Below are 18,076 nucleotides of genomic sequence, written 5' to 3'. Positions count from 1 at the left end.
GGGGAGGGGAGCGGATGCCGGCACGTCTGCTGGTCACCGGCTCGGCGGGGCGGGTCGGACGGCTGCTCCGGCCCCGGCTGGCCGGCCCGGACCGGTTCCTCCGGCTGCTCGACATCGCGGAGCAGCCTCCGGCGGCACCGGACGAACCGGTGGAGATCGTCCGTGCCGACATCTTCGACCCGGTGGCGCTGGCGGCAGCCTGTGCCGGGGTCGACGCCGTACTGCACCTGGCGGCGATTCCCGGTGAGGACACGTTCGCGGAACTGCTCCGGGTGAACGTGGCGGGTACCCAGGCCGTGCTGGAGGCGGCCCGTGCGGCCGGGGTACCCCGGGTGGTGCTGGCCTCGACGATCCACGCGGCCGGCTGGTACCGCCGGGTCGGCAGCACGCCGCAGCCGGTTGGCGGCACGCCGGGGTCGGCGGGCGGCACGTTGGGACCGGACGGCGTGCCGGCACCGACCGGGCCGGACGGGGTGCCGGCGGCGGTGCCACCTCGCCCGAACACCTACTACGGCTGGTCCAAGGCGGCAGTCGAGTCGCTCGGCAGCCTCTACGCCGACCGGTTCGGCATGACCGTCTTCGCGCTGCGGCTCGGCGCCTGCTTCCCCGAGCCACCCGGGATCAGCGGGCTGGAGAACTGGATCTCCCCGGACGACTGCGCCCGGCTGGTCGACGCCTGCCTGCGATCGGAGGCAGGCGGCTTCCGGCTGCTCTGGGGGATCAGCCGGAACAGCCGGCGCTGGTGGTCGCTGGCCGAGGGGCGGGAGATCGGGTACGAGCCAGAGGACGACGCCGAGCCCTACGCCGACCGGGTACGCCCACTCGACGGCGAGGAGGCCACCGCAGGTCTGGTCGGCGCGCAGTTCTGTCTCTATCCGCTCGGCGAGCGCCCCTGACCAGACGAGGGGAGCGACCGTCCCGGTGACGCACAGCCCTCGGGCAGCGCACAGAATCGGTGTCTGTCGAAGGACCGTACTGGGTATGGTGCGGACCCATGGGAAAAATCCTCTCCGTCAACCTGGCCGTGCCGGAGCCGAACAGCGCCAAGGCGGTCGGGACCACCGGCATCAACAAGCGCCCGGTGGACGGGCCCGTGCAGGTCCGTTCACCCGGGCCGAAGAAGGTCGGGCTGGGCAGCGGCCTGGTCGGTGACCAGATCTTCGACCTGGCGCACCACGGCGGCGACGACCAGGCGGTCTACGCCTACGCACGGGAGGACTACGACTGGTGGGAGGCGGAGCTGGGGCGCCCGCTTCCCGGCGGCCTGTTCGGGGAGAACCTGACCACGGTCGGGCTCGACGTGAACGGTGCGGTGCTCGGCGAGCAGTGGCAGATCGGCTCCGAGCTGTTGTTGCAGACCACGTTCGGCCGGATCCCGTGCGCCACCTTCCAGCTGAAGATGGGGCTGCCGCGCTGGCTGAAGCGGTTCACCCAGGCGGCCCGGCCGGGGGCGTACCTCCGGGTGCTGCGGCCAGGGCAGGTACGCGCCGGTGACGAGGTGACGGTGCTGCACCGGCCGGAGCACGGGGTGACGGTCGCCGAGGGGTTCCGGGCCTGGATGTCGGAGCCGGAACTGCTGCCCCGGCTGCTGGCCGTCGAGGAGGCGCCGGAGGAGTTGCGCGAGCAGGTCAGGCGGCGGTTGGCCGGCTGAGGCGAGGAGGGTTCGTCGCGGAACCTGCGCAGAATCGGTTGTCCGGGCGCGGATGCGGGGTACGAAGGCACTCTGTCCCCTCGTCCCGCGACAAGTCAGGCTGATGCGAAACCGGTACTACGACCTGCTCCGCTGTCTCGCCATCGTCCGAGTCGTCGTCTACCACGTCACCGGTTGGGCCTTCCTCACCCTGGCGTTCCCGGCCATGTCGGTGATGTTCGCGCTCGCCGGGGCGTTGATGGCCAGCTCCCTCGACCGCTGGGGTGTCGCGGCGGTCGGCCGTCGACTGCGTCGGCTGCTGCCGTCGCTCTGGCTGGTGGCGCTGCTCTTCGTACCCGCCATGTTGCTCACCGGACTGGCGCCGTCCTGGCGGCTGGTCTTCTGGGTACTGCCACTGGCCGATCCGCCAGCCAACTCGTGGGGGGCGCTGGCGCTGAGCGTGGTCTGGTACCTGCGCGACTACCTGTGGTTCGTTCTCGTCTCGCCGCTGGCCCACTGGCTGTTCCGGCGCTGGCCGGTACCGACACTGCTCGCGCCGTACCTGCTGCTCGGCGTGGTCGAGTTCGGCTATCCCGACGCACCGGGACTGCTGCGCGAATTCGGGCTCTACTACGGTGCCTGGCTGCTCGGCTTCGCCCAGCACGACGGGCTGCTGCGGCGGATGTCCCGCCGGCTGCTGCTGAGCATCGCGGTGCCGCTCGGCGCGGCCGGTCTCGCCTGGATCCTGACCCACCAGGGGCCGCGCGGTTACGACCTGAACGACGTACCGCTGGGCAACGCGCTCTGGTCGGTCGCGTTCGTGCTGCTGGTCTTCGGGCTGGCGCCCCCGGCCGTCTCCTGGGTCGACCGCTTGGCGCCGCTGCGCCGGGCGGTGACCGTGCTCAACGCGCGGGCGCTGACCGTCTATCTCTGGCACATGCCCTTCGTGATCGCCCTCAACGAGCTGCTCTCCGGGCTGGGGCTCGCCCATTCCTCCGCGCTCGGCCTGGCGGCCCGGCTGGCCGCCGTCGCGGTGCTGGTGGCGGTCGCGGTCGCGCTCTTCGGCTGGGTCGAGGACCTGGCGGCCCGGCGCCCGCCCTGCCTGCTGCCCGGTGGCCCCCTCCGGGAGCCGGTGGGACGGCGGGGCGACGCTGCGGCTCAACGGCCCGGTACCGCCGAACCACCGGCCCGGCGGCCTCCGGCGCAACGCCGGCCGGACCGCGAGCCCGCCGACCTCAGTTCGCGCGGACGGTGATGTCGCCGCTGCCGGTCCGCACGTCGAGCACGGACTTCGCGGTCGGGTCGTTCGGCACCTGGACGTCGGTGCTGCCGGAGTCGGCGTGCACCGTCACCTGGTAGGGTCCGGCCGGTACGGTCACGTCGATCGAGCCGCTCGACGCGCTGGCCTGTACCGAGCCGGCGGCGGCGAGGGTCAGCGAGATGTCACCGGAACCCGTCTGCGCGGCCACCTTTCCGGCGCCGAGCGAGCGTCCCTCGATCGAGCCGGAACCGGCCCGCGCCGACACGGTGTCGGGCAGCCGGTTCAGCCGGATGTCCCCGGAGCCGGTCTCGACGCGTACCGGGCCGCTCGCGTCGGTCACCGAGATGTCGCCGGAGCCGACCTTGATGTCCACCGTCGTCAGCGCGGTCAGGGTGACGTTTCCGGAGCCGTTCTCGCCGCGCAGCGCGACGCCGGCCGGGGCGTGGACGTCGTAGGAAACCCCGCAGTGTTTGCCGCAGTCGGTGTCCAGGACGAGCTTCGTACCCTCGATCCGGTAGGTGGCGTCGTTCGGCTCCGGGCCGCGGTACTGCACCACCCGCTCGATCCGGACGTTGTCCACCGCCCCGGTGCGTACCACCACGTCCCCGGCGCCGGGAAGTACCTCGATCTCGGTGATCTTCACTTCCTCGGTCCGGTCGTAGCTGAGACGCTGTTCGGCGAAGCCGTCGCAGCCGGCCACACTGATCAGGACGGCGAGGGCGAGTCCGCCGGTCAGGGCGGCGGTACTCCGGGAAACCAGCATTGCCGAAGGGTATGCCGCGGCGCTGCCCGGGACATCCGGGACCGCCACCCAGCCACCCCGAACCCGACCCTGAGCCCACTCTCAGGGTCGGGGTGAAAGGAGGGGGCCCTTCCTATACAAAAAACGATAAGAAGGGGCCCCTCCTTTCACCCGTAGGGTGAGTGGGAAGAATGGGCGGGTGCCCGGGTACCGCCGACAGCTCTACCGCGACGACGCGGTGGTGCTGCGCGTCCAGAAACTCGGCGAGTCCGACCGGATCATCACCCTGCTGACCCGCCGGCACGGTCGGCTGCGGGCGGTCGCCCGGGGGGTACGCCGGACCACCTCGCGGTTCGGTGCCCGGCTGGAGCCGTTCGGCCACGTCGACCTCCAGATCGCCGGCGACCCCAAGGGCGAGCAGGGCAGTTCGCTGCACTCGATCAGCCAGGTGGAGGGGATCGCGCTCTACGGCAAGGCGTTCGTCACCGACTATCCCCGTTACACGGCGGCGAGCGCGATCGCCGAGACGGCGGAGCGGCTCACCCCGGTCGAGCGGGAGCCGTCGCTGCGGCTGTTCCAGCTCACCCTGGGCGGGCTGCGGGCGCTCGCCGACGGGGAGCACGCCAGCACGCTGGTGCTGGACGCGTACCTGCTGCGCGGGATGGGGCTGGCCGGCTGGGCACCGGCGCTTGTCGCCTGCGCGGTCTGCGGCACACCTGGCCGGCACGGCGCGTTCTCGGTACCCGCCGGGGGTTGTGTCTGCCCGGACTGCCGGCCGCCCGGCGCCGCCCATCCGGCGCCGGCCACCCTGGACCTGATGGCCGCGCTCGCCTCCGGGGACTGGCAGACCGCGGACGCCGCCGACGCGCCGCACCGCCGGGAGTGCAGTGGCCTGGTGGCGGCGCACCTGCAATGGCACCTGGAGCGGGGGTTACGCTCCTTGCCGCTGGTCGACAGGGGCTCGACCGGTGAGCGTACGGACCGGGCGCGGCGCGTCCCGCAGCCCGGCCCGGCGGACGGAGCGAAGGAAGCACAGTGATCCGAGCGATGACCAACCGAGCCCGTCGGGGACCGGTGCCACCGACCCCGCACCCGTCCGGTGCCCGGCCTCCGGCGCTGCCGCCCGAGGCGCTGCCGAAGCACGTGGCGGTGGTGATGGACGGCAACGGGCGCTGGGCCAAGCAGCGTGGGCTGCCCAGGACCAAGGGTCACGAGCAGGGCGAGTACTCCCTCTTCGACACCATCGAGGGCGCGATCGAACTCGGCATCCCCTATCTGTCGGCGTACGCCTTCTCGACGGAGAACTGGCGGCGCTCGCCGGACGAGGTGCGCTTCCTGATGGGCTTCAACCGGGACGTGATCCGGCGCCGCCGGGACCAGTTGGTGGAGCTCGGGGTCCGGGTGGTCTGGTCCGGGCGGGCCGGCCGGCTCTGGAAGAGCGTCATCTCGGAGTTGCAGACGGCCGAGGAGATGTCCCGGGGCAACTCGACGCTGACCCTCCAGTTCTGCGTCAACTACGGCGGGCAGGCCGAGATCGCCGACGCCGCCGCCGCGATCGCCCGGGACGTCGCCGCCGGCAAGGTGGACCCCAGCAAGGTCAACGAGAAAATGATCTCGCGGTACCTCTATCACCCCGAGGTGCCACCCGTCGACATGTTCCTCCGGCCCTCCGGTGAACAGCGGATCTCCAACTTCCTGCTCTGGCAGAGCGCGTACGCCGAACTGGTCTACCTGGACACCCTCTGGCCGGACTTCGACCGCCGCCACCTCTGGTACGCCTGCGAGCTGTACGCGCAGCGGGACCGCAGATTCGGCGGTGCCCTGCCCAACCCGGTCGCCCCCGGACCGGCACACGCCTGACCAGCACACGCCTGACCAGCACACGCCTGACCGGCGGCCGACTGATCGTCGCCCCGGCAGCCGGCTCTCGGCGGCCGACTGATCGTCGCCCCGGCAGCGGGCTCTCGGCGGCGGGTTCGACCTCCTGCGGAAAATACGGGTGCGCTTGGGGCGCCGGCCGGGTATGGTTCGGGCATGCGGTACTGATGCCCCTTCATCCGAGCCAACCCGCCCGCCTGTTCTGCGCGGCGCGGGTGCGAGCGCTCCGGGCGTCCGTGCCGTTCCGCCTTTTCTGGCGGCGACCCGCCACCTGTGCCGGTGGCACCTCCGCGAACGGACTCCCGGGAATCCCAATCCCGCGCGCCGCTGCCGCTGCGCAAAGCAGGGCGGTCCCGACCAGGAGGAGAGACACCATATGCCTGCCAAGCGAAAGTCCAGGAAGACCACCGGCTCGGCCGGAAACGGCGGCTCGCCCGCCCGGCTCGGCCGGCCAGCGGACGACTCGATCGAACTCGCCGCCCCGATCGTGCTGCCGGATGACAGCTCCCCGGCACCTCATCGACCGGCGGCACCGAAGGCGGGGCCGGTGATCCGCAACGGCGGCGGCCCGACCGGTGTCGGACGTGGACGGGGTTCCGCCTCGTCCCGCCAGTACGCCTTCCGGCGCAGCTGAGCCGCGACACGGATCCGCAGGGTACGGCGCCGGGCCAATCCGCCCGGCGCCGTACCGCCCTGACCGGTGAAACCCGCCGCCGCCGCTCGCCGTCCCGTTCACGGGGCCCGGGGAAACCCGCCGTCGCCGCTCGCCGTTCCGTTCACGGGGCCTCGGGGAAACCCGCCGCCGTCGGTCGGCCCGCACATCGTGACTTCCGCCCGGCCTCCCGGTTGAGCTGATCCGGTGTGATACTTACTCGACTTCCGGTGACGGGGTGGCTGGTCCGCGGGGCGGTGGAGGGTCGGGATGACGGGCGAGGTCGCCGGGGCACAACCGCTCCGACCCACCGATCCGCGCCAACTCGGCCCGTGTGAACTGGTCGGCCGGCTCGGCGAGGGCGGCATGGGCACCGTCTACCTGGCCCGGTTGTCCGACGGCCGGACGGTGGCGGTCAAGGTGATCCGGCCGGATCTGGCGCACGACGCCGAGTTCCGGCGCCGGTTCCGGGGCGAGGTGAAACGGGCCCGCCAGGTGCCACCGTTCTGCACCGCGGAAGTGCTCGACGCCGACCCCGACCACGACCCGCCCTATCTGGTCGTCGAGTACGTCGACGGCCCCAGCCTGTCCACAGTGGTCGCCGACCGGGGCCCGCTCACCCCGGGCAACCTCTACGGGCTCGCGGTCGGGATGGCGACCGCGCTGACCGCGATCCACGGTGCCGGAGTGATCCACCGCGATCTCAAGCCGAGCAACGTGCTGCTGCCACCCGGCAGTCCAAAAGTGATCGACTTCGGGATCGCCCGCGCGATGCACGGCACCGCTGCCGGTACCCGGACCGACCAGGTGATCGGCACTGTGGCGTACATGGCGCCGGAACGGCTCGAGTCGGTGACCAAGGGAGTACTCACGCCGGCCGCAGACGTCTTCGCCTGGGGCGCCGTGGTGGCGTACGCCGGCACCGGGCGTACCCCGTTCGCCGCCGAGACGCCGGCCGCGACAGCGGTACGGATCATGACCGAGGAGCCCGATCTCGACGGGTTGACCGGACCCCTGCGCGAACTCGTCGAACTGGCACTGGCCAAGGAGCCGCACCGCCGGCCGAACGCCCGTGACCTGCTGGACCGGCTGCTGGCCGGCGGGCCGGGCCGGACCGGTCAGGTCGTCGAGACGCTCGCCGGGCAGTCGGACCTGCTGGCCGCCGCCGAGCGGGCGCAGGCCGTCACCGACCAGCGCCCGCTCGCCGAGACAGCGCCTGTCGGGCACACGTCGGCCGGATCCGGTACGGCGAGCCCGCCCGGCGCCCCGGACCGGTTCGCCGGGAGCCCGTACGGGCTGGTCGCGCGGGAGGCCCCACTGCCGGTCAGCGCCGGTACGCCCGGTCCGGGAGCCGCCGTCGGGCCGCCCGACGCGGTCCAGACCGGGCAGCCGGCAACTCCCGCCGCACCGGCCCGCAGCGGGGGCGGCCGGTGGGCGACGCTCGCCAGCGCACTCTTCGCGCTCGTGGGACTGCTGGGTGCGGCGGTCACCGTCGGCTACGCCAGCGGGATGCTGCCACCGGGTACGAAGCGGCCCGGAGCCGACCAGGCGGCATCGGGTCCACTGGCCAACGCCGGACCCGGTGCCACGATCGGCGGTCCGACCGGGCCAGCGGGTTCCACGCCGACCGCCGGCCAGTCCGGGGCACCGCCGTCCGGCCAGGTGGTGGTCACCGATCCGCTGACCGAAGCGGGTCTCTGGTCGCCGAGGACGGACCAGCGGCACCGGGTCGGCTGTGAGTTCGACGACGGACTGGTGGTCTCCAAGCAGAGCGACGGGCCGTACCGGTGCCCGGGGCCGCAGAAGATCTGGGCCGACGTACGGGCCGAGGTCGACGTCGTACTGGTCGAGCCGGACAGTTGTGCCGGGATCTGGTTCCGGTTCACCGACGCGCAGGGCGGGTACGTGCTGCGGGTCTGCGCCGACGGGTACCACCTGATGCGGCACGGACCCGACGCCGCGGTCGAGGTCGGCGACTTCCCCTTCCCGCCGGATCTGCCGACGAACGGCCGAATCCGGGTCGGCGTGGTCGCCGACGGTGCGGACCTTCGCTTCTATCAGGACGGTCGGCAGGTCGGCGCGGCCCGGGACGACGCACCGGTGGCCGGTCGGGTGGTGCTCGGCATCTTCTCCGATCCGATTTCCGACCCGGGCCGGGAACCGTCCTACCGGGTCGCGTTCGGCGACATCGAGATCGCCACCCTGGACTGACCGGGCCCCCGCCCGACCGGGCAGTCTCGCCGGCTCCGGGCAGTCTCACCAGCCCTGGGCCGCCGAGCGGGCCCAGGTAGCCGGGTCAGCCGACCAGCGGCCGGAAGGTGCCGAGCACGACGCTGACCGCGAGCGCTCCGCCGGCCAGCGTCGCGGCCCCGGCGACCAGGGCGGCGTCGGCGGCGGTGAACCGCTGCCGACGGGCCGACGTCCGCGGCGAGCCCGAGTCGAAGCCACGGGCGTCCATCGCAGTGGCCAGCCGGGTACCCCGGCGGATCGCCCCGACCAGCAGGGCGAACGCGGTCGAGCCGAACAGCCGCAGCCGGGCCAGCGGATTCCGGCCGGCGTCGACACCCCGGGCCCGCCGGGCCAGGCTCAGCATCCGCCACTCCAGGGCGAGCAGCGGTACCAGCCGGAACGCGGCCAGCGCCCCGATCGCGAACCGGGGCGGCGCCTTGGTGTTCTGGATCAGGGCGTCGGTCAGGTCGGTCGGGTCGGTGGTGGCGAAGACCAGTACCCCGGGCAGCGCCACCGCGATCACCCGCAGCGCCATGCCCAGCGCGGTGGCCAGCACCCCTGTGGTGACCTCCACCGGCCCGGCCCGCCACAGCAGGTCGCCGGTCCGCTCGGCGGCGAAGAGCACCAGGGTGCAGAGGATGCCGAGGGCGCTGAGCAGCAGCGGCCAGGCCCGCCGGGCCAGTGCGGCGTACCGGACGCCGAAGAGTGGCACCACGGCGAGTTCGAAGGCGATCGCCACCGCCGGGGCCACCGGATCGACGGTGGCGATCAGCGCCACGGAGACGACCATCGCGGCGGCCACCTTCGCCACCGGGTTACGCCGGGCCAGCGGCGCGTCGGGGGCGGCGATCGGCTGGTACGGGATCACCGGGGCCGCCCCGCCGCCCGGGTCTGCCCCGACTCCGTCGCCCCGTCACCGCCGAGCCGGATCGTCCGGTCGGCGAGCGCGACGACGAAGTCGACGTCGTGGGTGACGGTGACGATGCCGTGCCCGCCGTCGCGCAGCCCGGCGAGCAGTTCGACCAGTTCGAGCCAGGTACGCCGGTCCTGGCCGAAGGTCGGCTCGTCGAGTACGAGCAGCCGGGGCGCGGTGGCCAGCGCGGTGGCCACGCTCAGCCGCCGCGCCTGCCCACCGGAGAGGGTGTACGGGTTGGCCGCCGCCAACCGGTCCAGCCGGAGCCGGCCCAGCAGTTCCTCGACCACCGAGCGGACCGCGGATTCGGGCTGACCGGTCCGGCGTGGCCCGAGCGCCAGCTCCTCGAAGACGGTACTGCGGACGAACTGGTGCTCCGGATCCTGGAAGACCGAGCCGATCCGGCCGGCCAGCACCGGTGCCCGCCACCGGTGCGGTGCGGTGCCGGCGTGCCGGCCGGCCAGTGCCTCGGTCGCCGCCAGCCGGCCGGTACCGGGCCGGAGCAGCCCGCCGAGCAGCAGCGCCAGGGTGGACTTTCCGGCACCGTTGCGGCCGAGCACGGCGAGCGTCTCGCCGGCGCGTACCCGAAGGTCGGTGTCGGCCAGCCGGGGCGGCAGGCCGAGCCGGTCAGCGGTGAGCAACACCTCGCCGGGGCCGGACGTGGCCCGGCGCGGTGCCGGCGGCGGCCCCGGCACCCAGACCCCGGCGGCGGCCAGTGCCGCGCCGTGCGCCGCGAAGACCTGCTCCGGCGGCCCGTCGGCGCGTACCCCGCCACCTGGTTCGAGTACCACCACCCGGTCCACCAGCGGCAGCGCCTCCGAGACCCGGTGCTCGACCAGGACCAGCGTGGTGTCGTCGTCGACCGCCGCCCGGACCGCGTCGCGGACCAACTCGGCGCCGCCCGGATCCAGGTTGGCGGTCGGCTCGTCGAGCAGCAGCAGTCCGGGCCGTAGCGCCAGCACTCCGGCCAGGGCGAGCCGCTGCTGCTCGCCGCCGGAGAGCGCGGCGGTGGACCGGTCCAGGCCGTACGGGAAGCCGACCCGGTGCAACGCCTCGGTGACCCGGGGCCAGATCTCCGTCGCCGGTACCCCGCGATTTTCCAGGCCGAACGCCACGTCGTCGCCGGCCCGGGCCATCACGAGCTGGGTCTGCGGGTCCTGGAAGACGATGCCGACCCGCTCCCGGGCCTTGCGCGGATCGAGCCCGTCGATCTCGACGGTGCCCTCCTGCTCGCCGGAGTCCTCGGCGAGCAGTCCGGCCAGTGCCGCCAGCAGGGTGCTCTTGCCGGCCCCGGAGGAGCCGAGCAGGAGTACCCGCTCGCCGTGCCCGATCCGCAGGTCGACGTCGCGGACCGCGAAGGCCCGCCGGCCCGCGTGCCGCCAGCCGAAACCGCGCAGCCGCACCTCACTCATGCCGGCACTCCGCTGCGCTGCGTGCCGTCATGAGGCTCGTCCACCCTGAGCTGGCTGATTCGCTCGCTCCGCTCACACCGCGGTGCGATCTCGACCGGCCGGGAACCGGTCCAGCACGCCGGTCTGGGCCAGGGCGCGGGTGAGCGCCCAGCCGCCGGCACCGGCGATCACCGCCGAGCTGAGCACGGTGAAGAGAAAGACCGGTAGCCGGAACGAGTCGAAGTCGTACTCGGAGTAGTAGCGGATCTGGTCGAAGATCGCGGCGGCGAGACCGGCCAGCAGCCCGGAGCCGACCGCCACCGGCAGCCGGAACGAGCGGTACCCGACGGCGAGGAACGCCAGCTCGGCGCCGACGCCCTGGGCGAGCCCCTGGAGGATCGCGACGGTGCCCCACTGGCTGCCGAGCAGCACCGAGACGAAGGCGGCGAGGAACTCGCAGTAGAGTGCCGCACCCGGCTTGCGGATCACCAGGCCGCCGAGCACTCCGGGTACCAGCCAGATGCCGTAGATGACCGCCTGGGCGGGCGGGAAGAAGGTGAAGGCGCCCTCGGTGGCGCCCCAGACCAGGTTCCAGGCCCAGAAGATGACCCCAAACGCGACCGCGATGACCGAGGCGACGACGATGTCGACGGTGCGCCATCTGGTGGTGGTGGACGTACTCATGGGCGTGCCTCCCAGTCGCGTGGCGAACCAGGCAAGACGCACGCCGCAACCCGGGACGGCCCCGGACTGCGGCGCGGCTGGAGACTCGACCGAACTCCCTGCGCTGGCATTACCCAGATCAGGTTCGAGGGTCTGCGGGTGTGTCACCCGCACTCTCAGCGCTGTGCGCTCCCCTGTCGGATGTGCTGTTGTTGCGCAGACGGTACACCGGTTGCCGCTGTGTCGACAGCGGTGAACCGGCGGATGTGGCGGCGCCCACGAGGTTGCGGGTTAGGGTGGATGGCTCAGATCAACATCTCGAAGGGACGCGTGCGGCGTGACACTCAGCCCCGAGGGCTATCTCGATGTGGTCACCGAGACGATCGGGCGGGTGGCTGCCGCCGCCCAGGACGGCGTACGCCGGGCGGCCGACCTGGTCACCGACGCGCTGCGGGCCGGTGGGGTGGTGCAGGCGTTCGGTACCGGTCACTCGGAGGCGCTGGCCATGGAGATCGCCGGCCGGGCCGGTGGGCTGGTGCCGACGAACCGGATCGCGCTGCGTGACCTGGTACTGCACGGCGGTGAGCCGGTCGACATCCTCGGACCGACCCTGGAGCGGGATCCGACAGTGGCGCACCGGCTCTACGAGCTGACCCCGATCGATCCCCGGGACGTCTTCGTGATCGCCTCGAACTCCGGGGTGAACGGCACGATCGTCGAGTTCGCGTCGCTGGTGAAGGAACGCGGTCACGGGTTGATCGCGATCACCTCGGAGCAGCACTCGGCACGGGTCGCCTCCCGGCATCCGTCCGGCCGCAAGCTCGGCGACCTGGCCGACGTGGTACTCGACAACGGCGCCCCGTACGGCGACGCGACGCTGCCGCTGCCCGGTGGCGGCGCGGTCGGCGCGGTCTCCTCGATCACCGCCGCGCTGCTCGCCCAGCAGGTCGTGGTGGAGGTGGTACGCCGGTTGGTCGAGGCGGGGGAGACGGCCCCGGTCTACCTCTCGGCGAACATTCCGGACAGCGACGACCACAACAACAGCCTGGAAGCCCGGTACGCCGGCCGGATCCGTCGAGGCAGCTGAATCCGGCGCTTCGACCTCCCGCGCCGCCCGGTTTGGTGCCGGTACCACCTTCCCGTCCGCTGTCGAGCCTTCCTCGCGTTTCACGTGTGGTCGCGCAGGGCACACTGCTGCGAACGTCAGCGAGGGGGAGGTGGCCCAGGTGGCCATGGAGACGGAAAAGCAGCGTTGGCAACGGAACTTCGCCGACCTGCTGCAAGAGCTGCGGGTGGCGCAGACCGGGGTGCAGATTCTGTTCGCCTTTCTGCTCACTCTGCCGTTCAGCAGCGGCTTCCCGCGAGCCACCACGTTCCAGAAGGACACCTACGTCGTCGCGCTGCTGGCGGCGGCGGCGGCCACCGCGTTGATCATCTCGCCGGTCGCCTTCCACCGGGCGCTCTTCCGGCAGGGGCGCAAGCCGGAGCTGGTCCGGTTCGCGCACGCCATGGCCTCCGGCGGGCTGGCGTTCATGCTGATCGCGATGGTCAGCTCGGTGCTGCTGATCACCGACTTCGTACTGCCCCGGCCGGTGGCGTTCGTGCTCAGCGGGTTGACCGCGGTCTGGTTCCTGACCTTCTGGGCCGCGCTGCCGTTCCTGCGCCGCAACTGGGGCGAGGCCGACGATGACGACGACAGCGTGCCGCCCAGCGCCCGCCCCGACGCGGTCGAGTGAGCACGCCACCCGGCAGACCTTTCGTTGTCACTCTCCGCAATCCATACTGGACAGTAGATATTCTCGGCTGATCGGGTTGTCTACAGTGGCAGATCGGTGGAGACGCACCAGCTCATCGCCACATTCTTGATCATTGCCATCTTCGTCTTGGCGGGTCGCCCCCTACACAGAGGCCCTTGACGGAGAGTTATACGCGGAACGACAACTACGGACCGCGAGAGGCGAGGATGAGCGAGGTTCTGGGGGGACTGCCGACCGGTGACCCGGCGGCGGTGCTGGTGGGCCCGATCGGGGGGTTGGGGCCGTTGGTGCGGGACCGCGACGGGTATCGGGTCGCGGTCCCGCGGGGTCCACGTCGGGGTCCACGTCGAACAGACGGGGGCGAGCCGGCATGAGGAGCGGGGACAACGCGGTGGTACGGGCCGAGTCGGCCGCCCGGTTGGGGGACCGGGGCCGGGCCGAGTCCGAGGCCGAGGTGAGCTTCGAGGCGTTCTGCCAGCGGAACTTCGTACTGGTCGAGCGCTTCCTGCTCGCCCGGTGCGCGGACCGGGGACTGGCCGAGGACGCCGTACAGGAGGCGTTCATCACCGCCCGGGACAAGTGGGAGCAGATCCGCGAATACGAGAAGCCGCTGGCCTGGATGTACAAGACCGCCCGGTACAAGCTGCTGGTGCTGCAACGGCGTCGCCGGCAGGACGTGACGGTCAGCCTGGAGGAGGCGCCGTCGGAGCTTCTCGCCGAGCCGGCCGACCCGGCGGAAGCCCGGGAGCTGCTGCGCGGCTGGCTGCCGAGGCTGCCACCCCGGCAGGCCGAGGTCTTCGTGCTGGCGCTGGACGGCTGGTCCGACCACGAGATCGCGGCGATCCTCGGCATCGCGTACAACACGGTGCGGACGTACCGGCAGGCGGCTCGGGCCCGGCTGAAGGAACTCGCCCAGCAGGCGGGCTTCGACGCGCCCTCCGGTGGGAGGGAGCGGGGATGAACCTGGACGACATCCTGTCGTTGGCCTCGGACCAGACGCTCAGCGAACTGGAACGGGCCCGGGCGCGCCGCGCCACCCGCCGGGTGCGGCAGGAGTACCAGCGTGCCGTCTCCGAGGGTCGGGACCTGATCGGCGACATCGAGGTACGGGATCCGCTGACCGCCGACATCGACGAGGCGGCCCGGATCACCCGGGCGGCCCAGTTGGCCAAGCTCGGCACCGTCACCTGGGTCCGGGCCAGCGGTGAGCTGACCTGGTCGGACGAGATGGCCCTGATCCTCGGCTATCCGCCCGGCACGCTGCGGCACTCGGTCGCGGCACTGACCCGGCTGATCCACCCCGACGACGTCGACGGGGTACGCCGGATCGTCGAGTCGGTGTGGCGGGACCGGACCGTACGGGAGACGACCTGCCGGGTGATCCGCCCGGACCGGGTCACCCGGTACGTGCACTGCCACCTCGAATTCGTCGTCGACGCGAAGAACCGGCCGTACGGCATCGTCGCCACCACCCAGGACATCACCGAACTCGAACTCGCCCGACTGGAGCAGGCGCGGCTGGTCCGCCGCCGCGAGACGGTGCAGGCGGAACTGGCCGGCCGGGACCCGGTCACCGGGCTCTTCCACCGGGCGAGGTTCGCCGACGAGATCGACACCGCCCAGCGGGGCGGGCCGGGCGTGCTGCTCGTGGTGGCCGTCGAGCCGGTCGGCCCGTCCGCAGGCCCGTCCGGCGGCCTCGACGCCAGTCCGTCCATCGGCCCGTCCGGCGGGCTCGACGCCGGTCCGGTGGACGGGGCCGGCGGCGGTGCGGACGAGCAGGAGCGGTTGGCGGTGGCGGTCGCCCAGGTCGTCCGCCGGGTCGCCCGTCGCACAGACGTCTGCGGGCTGACCGGTCCGTACGAGTTCGGGGTGCTGATGCAGCGCACCACGCTGAGTTCGGCGACCGCGCTCGCCGAGCAGATCATCGACGGCATCCGGTCACAGTCCTATGTGCTGGGCCGGACCCGGCTGGTCGACGCCTGGGGCGGCCTGGTCCGCTACCAGGGGCGGGACGGCAGCCGGGGCGCCGACCTGATCGTGGACGCGGAGACGGCCTGGCGCCGGGCCCGGGCGACCGGCGTCGACCGGGTCGCCCTGGACCAGCCGGCGGCCGAGGACGAGCGCCGGGAGCTGTGCCGGAGCCGGGTACGGGCCACGGTCGCCGAGAACCGGTTCACCCTCTACACCCAGCCGATCCTCGACCTGCGGCTCAACCAGATCACCCGGCAGGAGATCCTGCTCCGGGTGCTCAACGACGGCGGGCAGGCGCACTCGGCGTCCACGCTGCTCGGCGACGCGGAGCGGCTGGACGAGATCCTGCCGATCGACAGGTGGGTGATCGACCGGACCATCGAACTGATCGCCCGTGGCCCGCGTACCTCGCACTACCAGGTGAACCTCTCCGCGCGCTCGCTCGGCGACCCGTACCTGCTGGAACGGGTACAGCAGCGGCTCCAGCAGTACGACGTCGATCCCGGCCAGCTCACCTTCGAGATCACCGAGACGGCACGGATCGGCAATCTGACCGAGGCGCACAACTTCGCGTACGGGATCCGCCAGCTCGGCTGCCAACTCGCCCTCGACGACTTCGGGTCGGGGCACGTGCCGTTCGCCTTCCTCACCTACTTTCCGGTGGACCTGGTGAAGGTGGGTGGCGAGTTCATCGCCGGCATAACGCACTCGGTGGCGAACCAGGGGATCGTGCGGTCGATCGTCGAGATGTGCGGCGGGTTGGGCATCCGGACCGCGGCCGAGCACGTGGAGGACGAGGCCACCATGAATCTGCTCCGCGACTACGGGGTGGACTTCGCCCAGGGGTACCTGGTCGGCAAGCCCAAGCCGGTGACCAGCCCGACGCGTACGCCGCTCGCGCTCGCCGAACCCGAGGCCGACCCGGAGCGGAAGTTGCGGGCCGCCACCGGATGACCGCGTCCGAGGCGTCCATGCAACATCCCGCCCGCGGCGGTCGTCATTAGGAGGTGTGGAAGCCCGAACAAGGTGGTCACCGGCGGTCGGCAGGCTGGCCGGGACAGCCGTGCTGCTGCCGGTCCTGCTGGCGGTCGCCGGCCTCACCGCCGGCTGTGCCGCCGATCCGGTGTCCCGCCCGTCGGCCGGCCAGGATGCCCGACCGAGCGCGAGCGCCCCGGTGCACCGACCGGCCGCGCTCGACCTCGCCCTGCTCCAGCCGAGCGGCCTGGGCGCGGGATGGCGGCAGAGCCAGCATCCGCCGGAGCCGCCGCCGTGGCCGTGGCTCCAGTCCGACTGCCCGGCGTACCGAGAGCAGGACTATCCCGCCCAGCGGCATCGCAGTGGCGCCGTGCAACGCCGCTACCGGCACGAGCCGTCCGAACTGGTCGCGACGCAGGTGGTCGAGGCGTACGAGCCCGGCTGGGCGGTACGGGCGCTCGACGACGTACGCCGGGTCGTCCAGACCTGCTCCCGGTACGACGCCTACGGCGCCACGGTCTCGTTCACGCTCCTCGACACCGATCTGCCCCCCGCCGAAGCACTTGTGGTGCGGGGACGGATCGAGTCGCCGGGGGCACCGCCCCGGTCCGCGCTGCTGGTGGCGGTACGCCATGGTGACCGGCTCTCGACACTGAACGTACCGGGGCCGGCGGACCGGCGTACCGCGCAGACGGTGGTGCGGAAGCTGGCGGATCTCCTTGCCTAGCCGTCGCGGGCCCAGACGGCGGGAGCTGCTGGTCGCCACCGCCGCCGCCCTGCTCGGCGCGGGTGCGGCCGGCACCGGACTGACGTACCGGTGGACGCGTTCGGCCGGTGCCGGCCCGCAGCCGGGAGCGTCGGCCAGCCCGGCCCGGCCGACGCCGAGCCCGACCCCGGACCACGCGGCGCTGGCCGGTACCCGGATCGAGCGCTACCTGCGCGGAGTCGGCGGCCGGGTCACGCTGGCGGTGCGGGACCGGACCAGCGGCCTGACCGTCACCGCCGGCACCCGGCGGTACCAGACCGCCAGCGTCGTCAAGGTGGACATTCTGGCCGCGTTGCTGCTGCGTCGGCAGGAGCAGGGGCGGGACATGAGCACGAACGAGCGGCGGCTGGCCCGCTCGATGATCGTGGTCAGCGACAACGCGGCGACGAGCAGCCTGTACGCCACCATCGGCTACCGGGCCGGGCTGACCGCCGCGAACAGGGCCCTCGGGCTGCGCCAGACCACAGCGAATTCGAGCTGGGGGATGACCACGACGACCGCGGCCGACCAGCTCCGGCTGCTGACCGTGGTCACCGATCCGGCCGGCCCGCTCGACGAGGACGGCCGGAAGTTCCTGCTCGGGCTGATGGGCCAGGTCGACGAGGAGCAGGACTGGGGGATCACCGCCGCCGCCGGTCCGGCGAGCACCGCCAGCTACGTCAAGAACGGCTGGACGACTGTGGACGCCGACAACGGACTGTGGTTGGCGAACAGCATCGGCCGGATCGTCGAGCCGGGCCGGGACTGGCTGGTCGCGGTCCTCTCCGACCACCACCCGACGCGGCAGAAGGGGATCGCGGCGGTGGAGAAGGCCGCACGGTACGCCCTGACCGAGCTGCGTGCCATCCCGTTGAGCGGTGTGCTGGCCGGTTCCGCCGGTTAGCCGTGTGCCGCTGCTGCCAAACTGCCGAGCCGGTTGCCGTCGCGGAGCAGCCGGACAGACCACGCTCCGCTGGCGACGGCCCCCGCGCCACCCGCCCGGCCGCCGGCCCCGCGCCACCCGCCGGCCCGCATGATCACCTGGACAACAGAGGCGTTACGGGAGAGCCGTAGCGCACTTCATGTCCAGGTGATCACGTGCGTGTGGTGCGGCGTTGGGAGGGTTGTCGGCCGCTTCGGCCAGCAAGGACGGTAAGGGTGCTCGGAGCGCGGGCGCACATGCGGGGCAGCTCGACAGTCTCGCGATCGCACAGTCACCCCTTGACCGGTGGCGGCACCGCCGTCAGCAGCGGCGGCGTGCGGCAGCGG

General features: G+C 72.5%; 17 protein-coding genes and 1 riboswitch. Of the genes, 13 read left to right on the top strand and 4 right to left on the bottom strand.

Annotation, left to right across the window (positions count from 1 at the left end; all coding sequences use genetic code 11):
- The first annotated feature begins 14 nt into the window (after positions 1–14).
- From CLT71_RS14275 to CLT71_RS14265, 3 genes are all read left to right on the top strand, one after another.
- Entirely contained in the window at positions 15–896 is an 882-nt protein-coding gene (locus CLT71_RS14275) for an NAD-dependent epimerase/dehydratase family protein (protein WP_101367536.1), read from the top strand.
- Positions 897–994: 98 nt separating this feature from the next.
- Positions 995–1,651, top strand: a complete 657-nt coding sequence (locus tag CLT71_RS14270; protein WP_101367535.1) for an MOSC domain-containing protein — start codon at positions 995–997, stop codon at positions 1,649–1,651.
- A gap of 103 nt (positions 1,652–1,754) precedes the next feature.
- Positions 1,755–2,885: an acyltransferase family protein gene (locus CLT71_RS14265; RefSeq protein ID WP_101367534.1), complete on the top strand. Its 1,131-nt coding sequence runs from the start codon at positions 1,755–1,757 to the stop codon at positions 2,883–2,885.
- On the opposite strand, the gene CLT71_RS14260 is transcribed toward CLT71_RS14265, so the two are convergent.
- Complete coding sequence (locus tag CLT71_RS14260) at positions 2,866–3,654, bottom strand: DUF4097 family beta strand repeat-containing protein (protein WP_101367533.1); 789 nt, start codon at positions 3,652–3,654, stop codon at positions 2,866–2,868. The genes CLT71_RS14265 and CLT71_RS14260 overlap by 20 nt on opposite strands.
- 178 nt (positions 3,655–3,832) lie before the next feature.
- Between CLT71_RS14260 and recO the strand changes: the two genes are divergently transcribed.
- From recO to CLT71_RS14240, 4 genes are all read left to right on the top strand, one after another.
- Positions 3,833–4,672 (top strand): DNA repair protein RecO, encoded by an 840-nt coding sequence (gene recO, locus CLT71_RS14255; RefSeq protein WP_101367532.1) that lies wholly within the window; start codon positions 3,833–3,835, stop codon positions 4,670–4,672.
- A gap of 8 nt (positions 4,673–4,680) precedes the next feature.
- Positions 4,681–5,493, top strand: coding sequence for an isoprenyl transferase (locus CLT71_RS14250; protein ID WP_199187597.1), 813 nt, complete (start codon positions 4,681–4,683; stop codon positions 5,491–5,493).
- Positions 5,494–5,887: 394 nt separating this feature from the next.
- Positions 5,888–6,145 carry a hypothetical protein gene (locus CLT71_RS14245; protein WP_101367530.1) on the top strand — a complete coding sequence of 86 codons (258 nt, stop codon included), beginning with the start codon at positions 5,888–5,890 and terminating at the stop codon, positions 6,143–6,145.
- Between the two features lie 288 nt (positions 6,146–6,433).
- Positions 6,434–8,374, top strand: a complete 1,941-nt coding sequence (locus tag CLT71_RS14240; RefSeq protein ID WP_101367529.1) for a serine/threonine-protein kinase — start codon at positions 6,434–6,436, stop codon at positions 8,372–8,374.
- Positions 8,375–8,459: 85 nt separating this feature from the next.
- On the opposite strand, the gene CLT71_RS14235 is transcribed toward CLT71_RS14240, so the two are convergent.
- The 3 genes from CLT71_RS14235 to CLT71_RS14225 all read right to left on the bottom strand — a co-directional run bounded on the left by CLT71_RS14235 (position 8,460) and on the right by CLT71_RS14225 (position 11,380).
- Entirely contained in the window at positions 8,460–9,260 is an 801-nt protein-coding gene (locus CLT71_RS14235) for a CbiQ family ECF transporter T component (RefSeq protein WP_101367528.1), read from the bottom strand.
- Positions 9,257–10,717 (bottom strand): ABC transporter ATP-binding protein, encoded by a 1,461-nt coding sequence (locus CLT71_RS14230; protein WP_101367527.1) that lies wholly within the window; start codon positions 10,715–10,717, stop codon positions 9,257–9,259. Before CLT71_RS14230 ends, CLT71_RS14235 begins: the two co-directional genes overlap by 4 nt.
- Positions 10,718–10,789: 72 nt before the next feature.
- Complete coding sequence (locus tag CLT71_RS14225) at positions 10,790–11,380, bottom strand: ECF transporter S component (protein WP_101367526.1); 591 nt, start codon at positions 11,378–11,380, stop codon at positions 10,790–10,792.
- A gap of 77 nt (positions 11,381–11,457) precedes the next feature.
- Positions 11,458–11,565, bottom strand: a riboswitch (TPP riboswitch).
- Positions 11,566–11,696: 131 nt separating this feature from the next.
- Here CLT71_RS14225 and CLT71_RS14220 point away from each other — a divergent pair.
- The 6 genes from CLT71_RS14220 to CLT71_RS14195 all read left to right on the top strand — a co-directional run bounded on the left by CLT71_RS14220 (position 11,697) and on the right by CLT71_RS14195 (position 17,711).
- Complete coding sequence (locus CLT71_RS14220) at positions 11,697–12,446, top strand: SIS domain-containing protein (RefSeq protein WP_101367525.1); 750 nt, start codon at positions 11,697–11,699, stop codon at positions 12,444–12,446.
- Positions 12,447–12,585: 139 nt separating this feature from the next.
- Positions 12,586–13,095: a DUF6328 family protein gene (locus tag CLT71_RS14215; protein ID WP_101371440.1), complete on the top strand. Its 510-nt coding sequence runs from the start codon at positions 12,586–12,588 to the stop codon at positions 13,093–13,095.
- Between the two features lie 391 nt (positions 13,096–13,486).
- Positions 13,487–14,077, top strand: a complete 591-nt coding sequence (locus CLT71_RS14210) for an RNA polymerase sigma factor (RefSeq protein WP_101367524.1) — start codon at positions 13,487–13,489, stop codon at positions 14,075–14,077.
- The gene (locus tag CLT71_RS14205; RefSeq protein ID WP_101367523.1) at positions 14,074–16,041 is read left to right on the top strand and encodes a bifunctional diguanylate cyclase/phosphodiesterase; all 1,968 of its coding nucleotides are present in this window, start codon (positions 14,074–14,076) and stop codon (positions 16,039–16,041) included. The genes CLT71_RS14210 and CLT71_RS14205 overlap by 4 nt, the downstream gene beginning before the upstream one ends.
- A gap of 109 nt (positions 16,042–16,150) precedes the next feature.
- Positions 16,151–16,789, top strand: a complete 639-nt coding sequence (locus CLT71_RS14200) for a hypothetical protein (protein WP_101367522.1) — start codon at positions 16,151–16,153, stop codon at positions 16,787–16,789.
- Entirely contained in the window at positions 16,782–17,711 is a 930-nt protein-coding gene (locus CLT71_RS14195; protein ID WP_101367521.1) for a serine hydrolase, read from the top strand. The genes CLT71_RS14200 and CLT71_RS14195 overlap by 8 nt, the downstream gene beginning before the upstream one ends.
- The last annotated feature ends 365 nt before the right edge of the window (positions 17,712–18,076 follow it).

The organism is Plantactinospora sp. CNZ320 (genome assembly GCF_002846275.1).
This window is presented reverse-complemented; position numbering and strand designations above follow the sequence as displayed.

What these genes read in the sequence shown, in the direction of transcription:
- CLT71_RS14245 (WP_101367530.1), top strand. Translation starts at nt 5,888, where the DNA reads ATGCCTGCCAAGCGAAAGTCCAGGAAGACCACCGGCTCGGCCGGAAAC.
- CLT71_RS14230 (WP_101367527.1), bottom strand. Translation starts at nt 10,717, where the DNA reads ATGAGTGAGGTGCGGCTGCGCGGTTTCGGCTGGCGGCACGCGGGCCGG.
- CLT71_RS14205 (WP_101367523.1), top strand. Translation starts at nt 14,074, where the DNA reads ATGAACCTGGACGACATCCTGTCGTTGGCCTCGGACCAGACGCTCAGC.
- CLT71_RS14225 (WP_101367526.1), bottom strand. Translation starts at nt 11,380, where the DNA reads ATGAGTACGTCCACCACCACCAGATGGCGCACCGTCGACATCGTCGTC.
- CLT71_RS14270 (WP_101367535.1), top strand. Translation starts at nt 995, where the DNA reads ATGGGAAAAATCCTCTCCGTCAACCTGGCCGTGCCGGAGCCGAACAGC.
- CLT71_RS14240 (WP_101367529.1), top strand. Translation starts at nt 6,434, where the DNA reads ATGACGGGCGAGGTCGCCGGGGCACAACCGCTCCGACCCACCGATCCG.
- CLT71_RS14210 (WP_101367524.1), top strand. Translation starts at nt 13,487, where the DNA reads ATGAGGAGCGGGGACAACGCGGTGGTACGGGCCGAGTCGGCCGCCCGG.
- CLT71_RS14275 (WP_101367536.1), top strand. Translation starts at nt 15, where the DNA reads ATGCCGGCACGTCTGCTGGTCACCGGCTCGGCGGGGCGGGTCGGACGG.
- CLT71_RS14265 (WP_101367534.1), top strand. Translation starts at nt 1,755, where the DNA reads ATGCGAAACCGGTACTACGACCTGCTCCGCTGTCTCGCCATCGTCCGA.
- CLT71_RS14250 (WP_199187597.1), top strand. Translation starts at nt 4,681, where the DNA reads ATGACCAACCGAGCCCGTCGGGGACCGGTGCCACCGACCCCGCACCCG.
- CLT71_RS14260 (WP_101367533.1), bottom strand. Translation starts at nt 3,654, where the DNA reads ATGCTGGTTTCCCGGAGTACCGCCGCCCTGACCGGCGGACTCGCCCTC.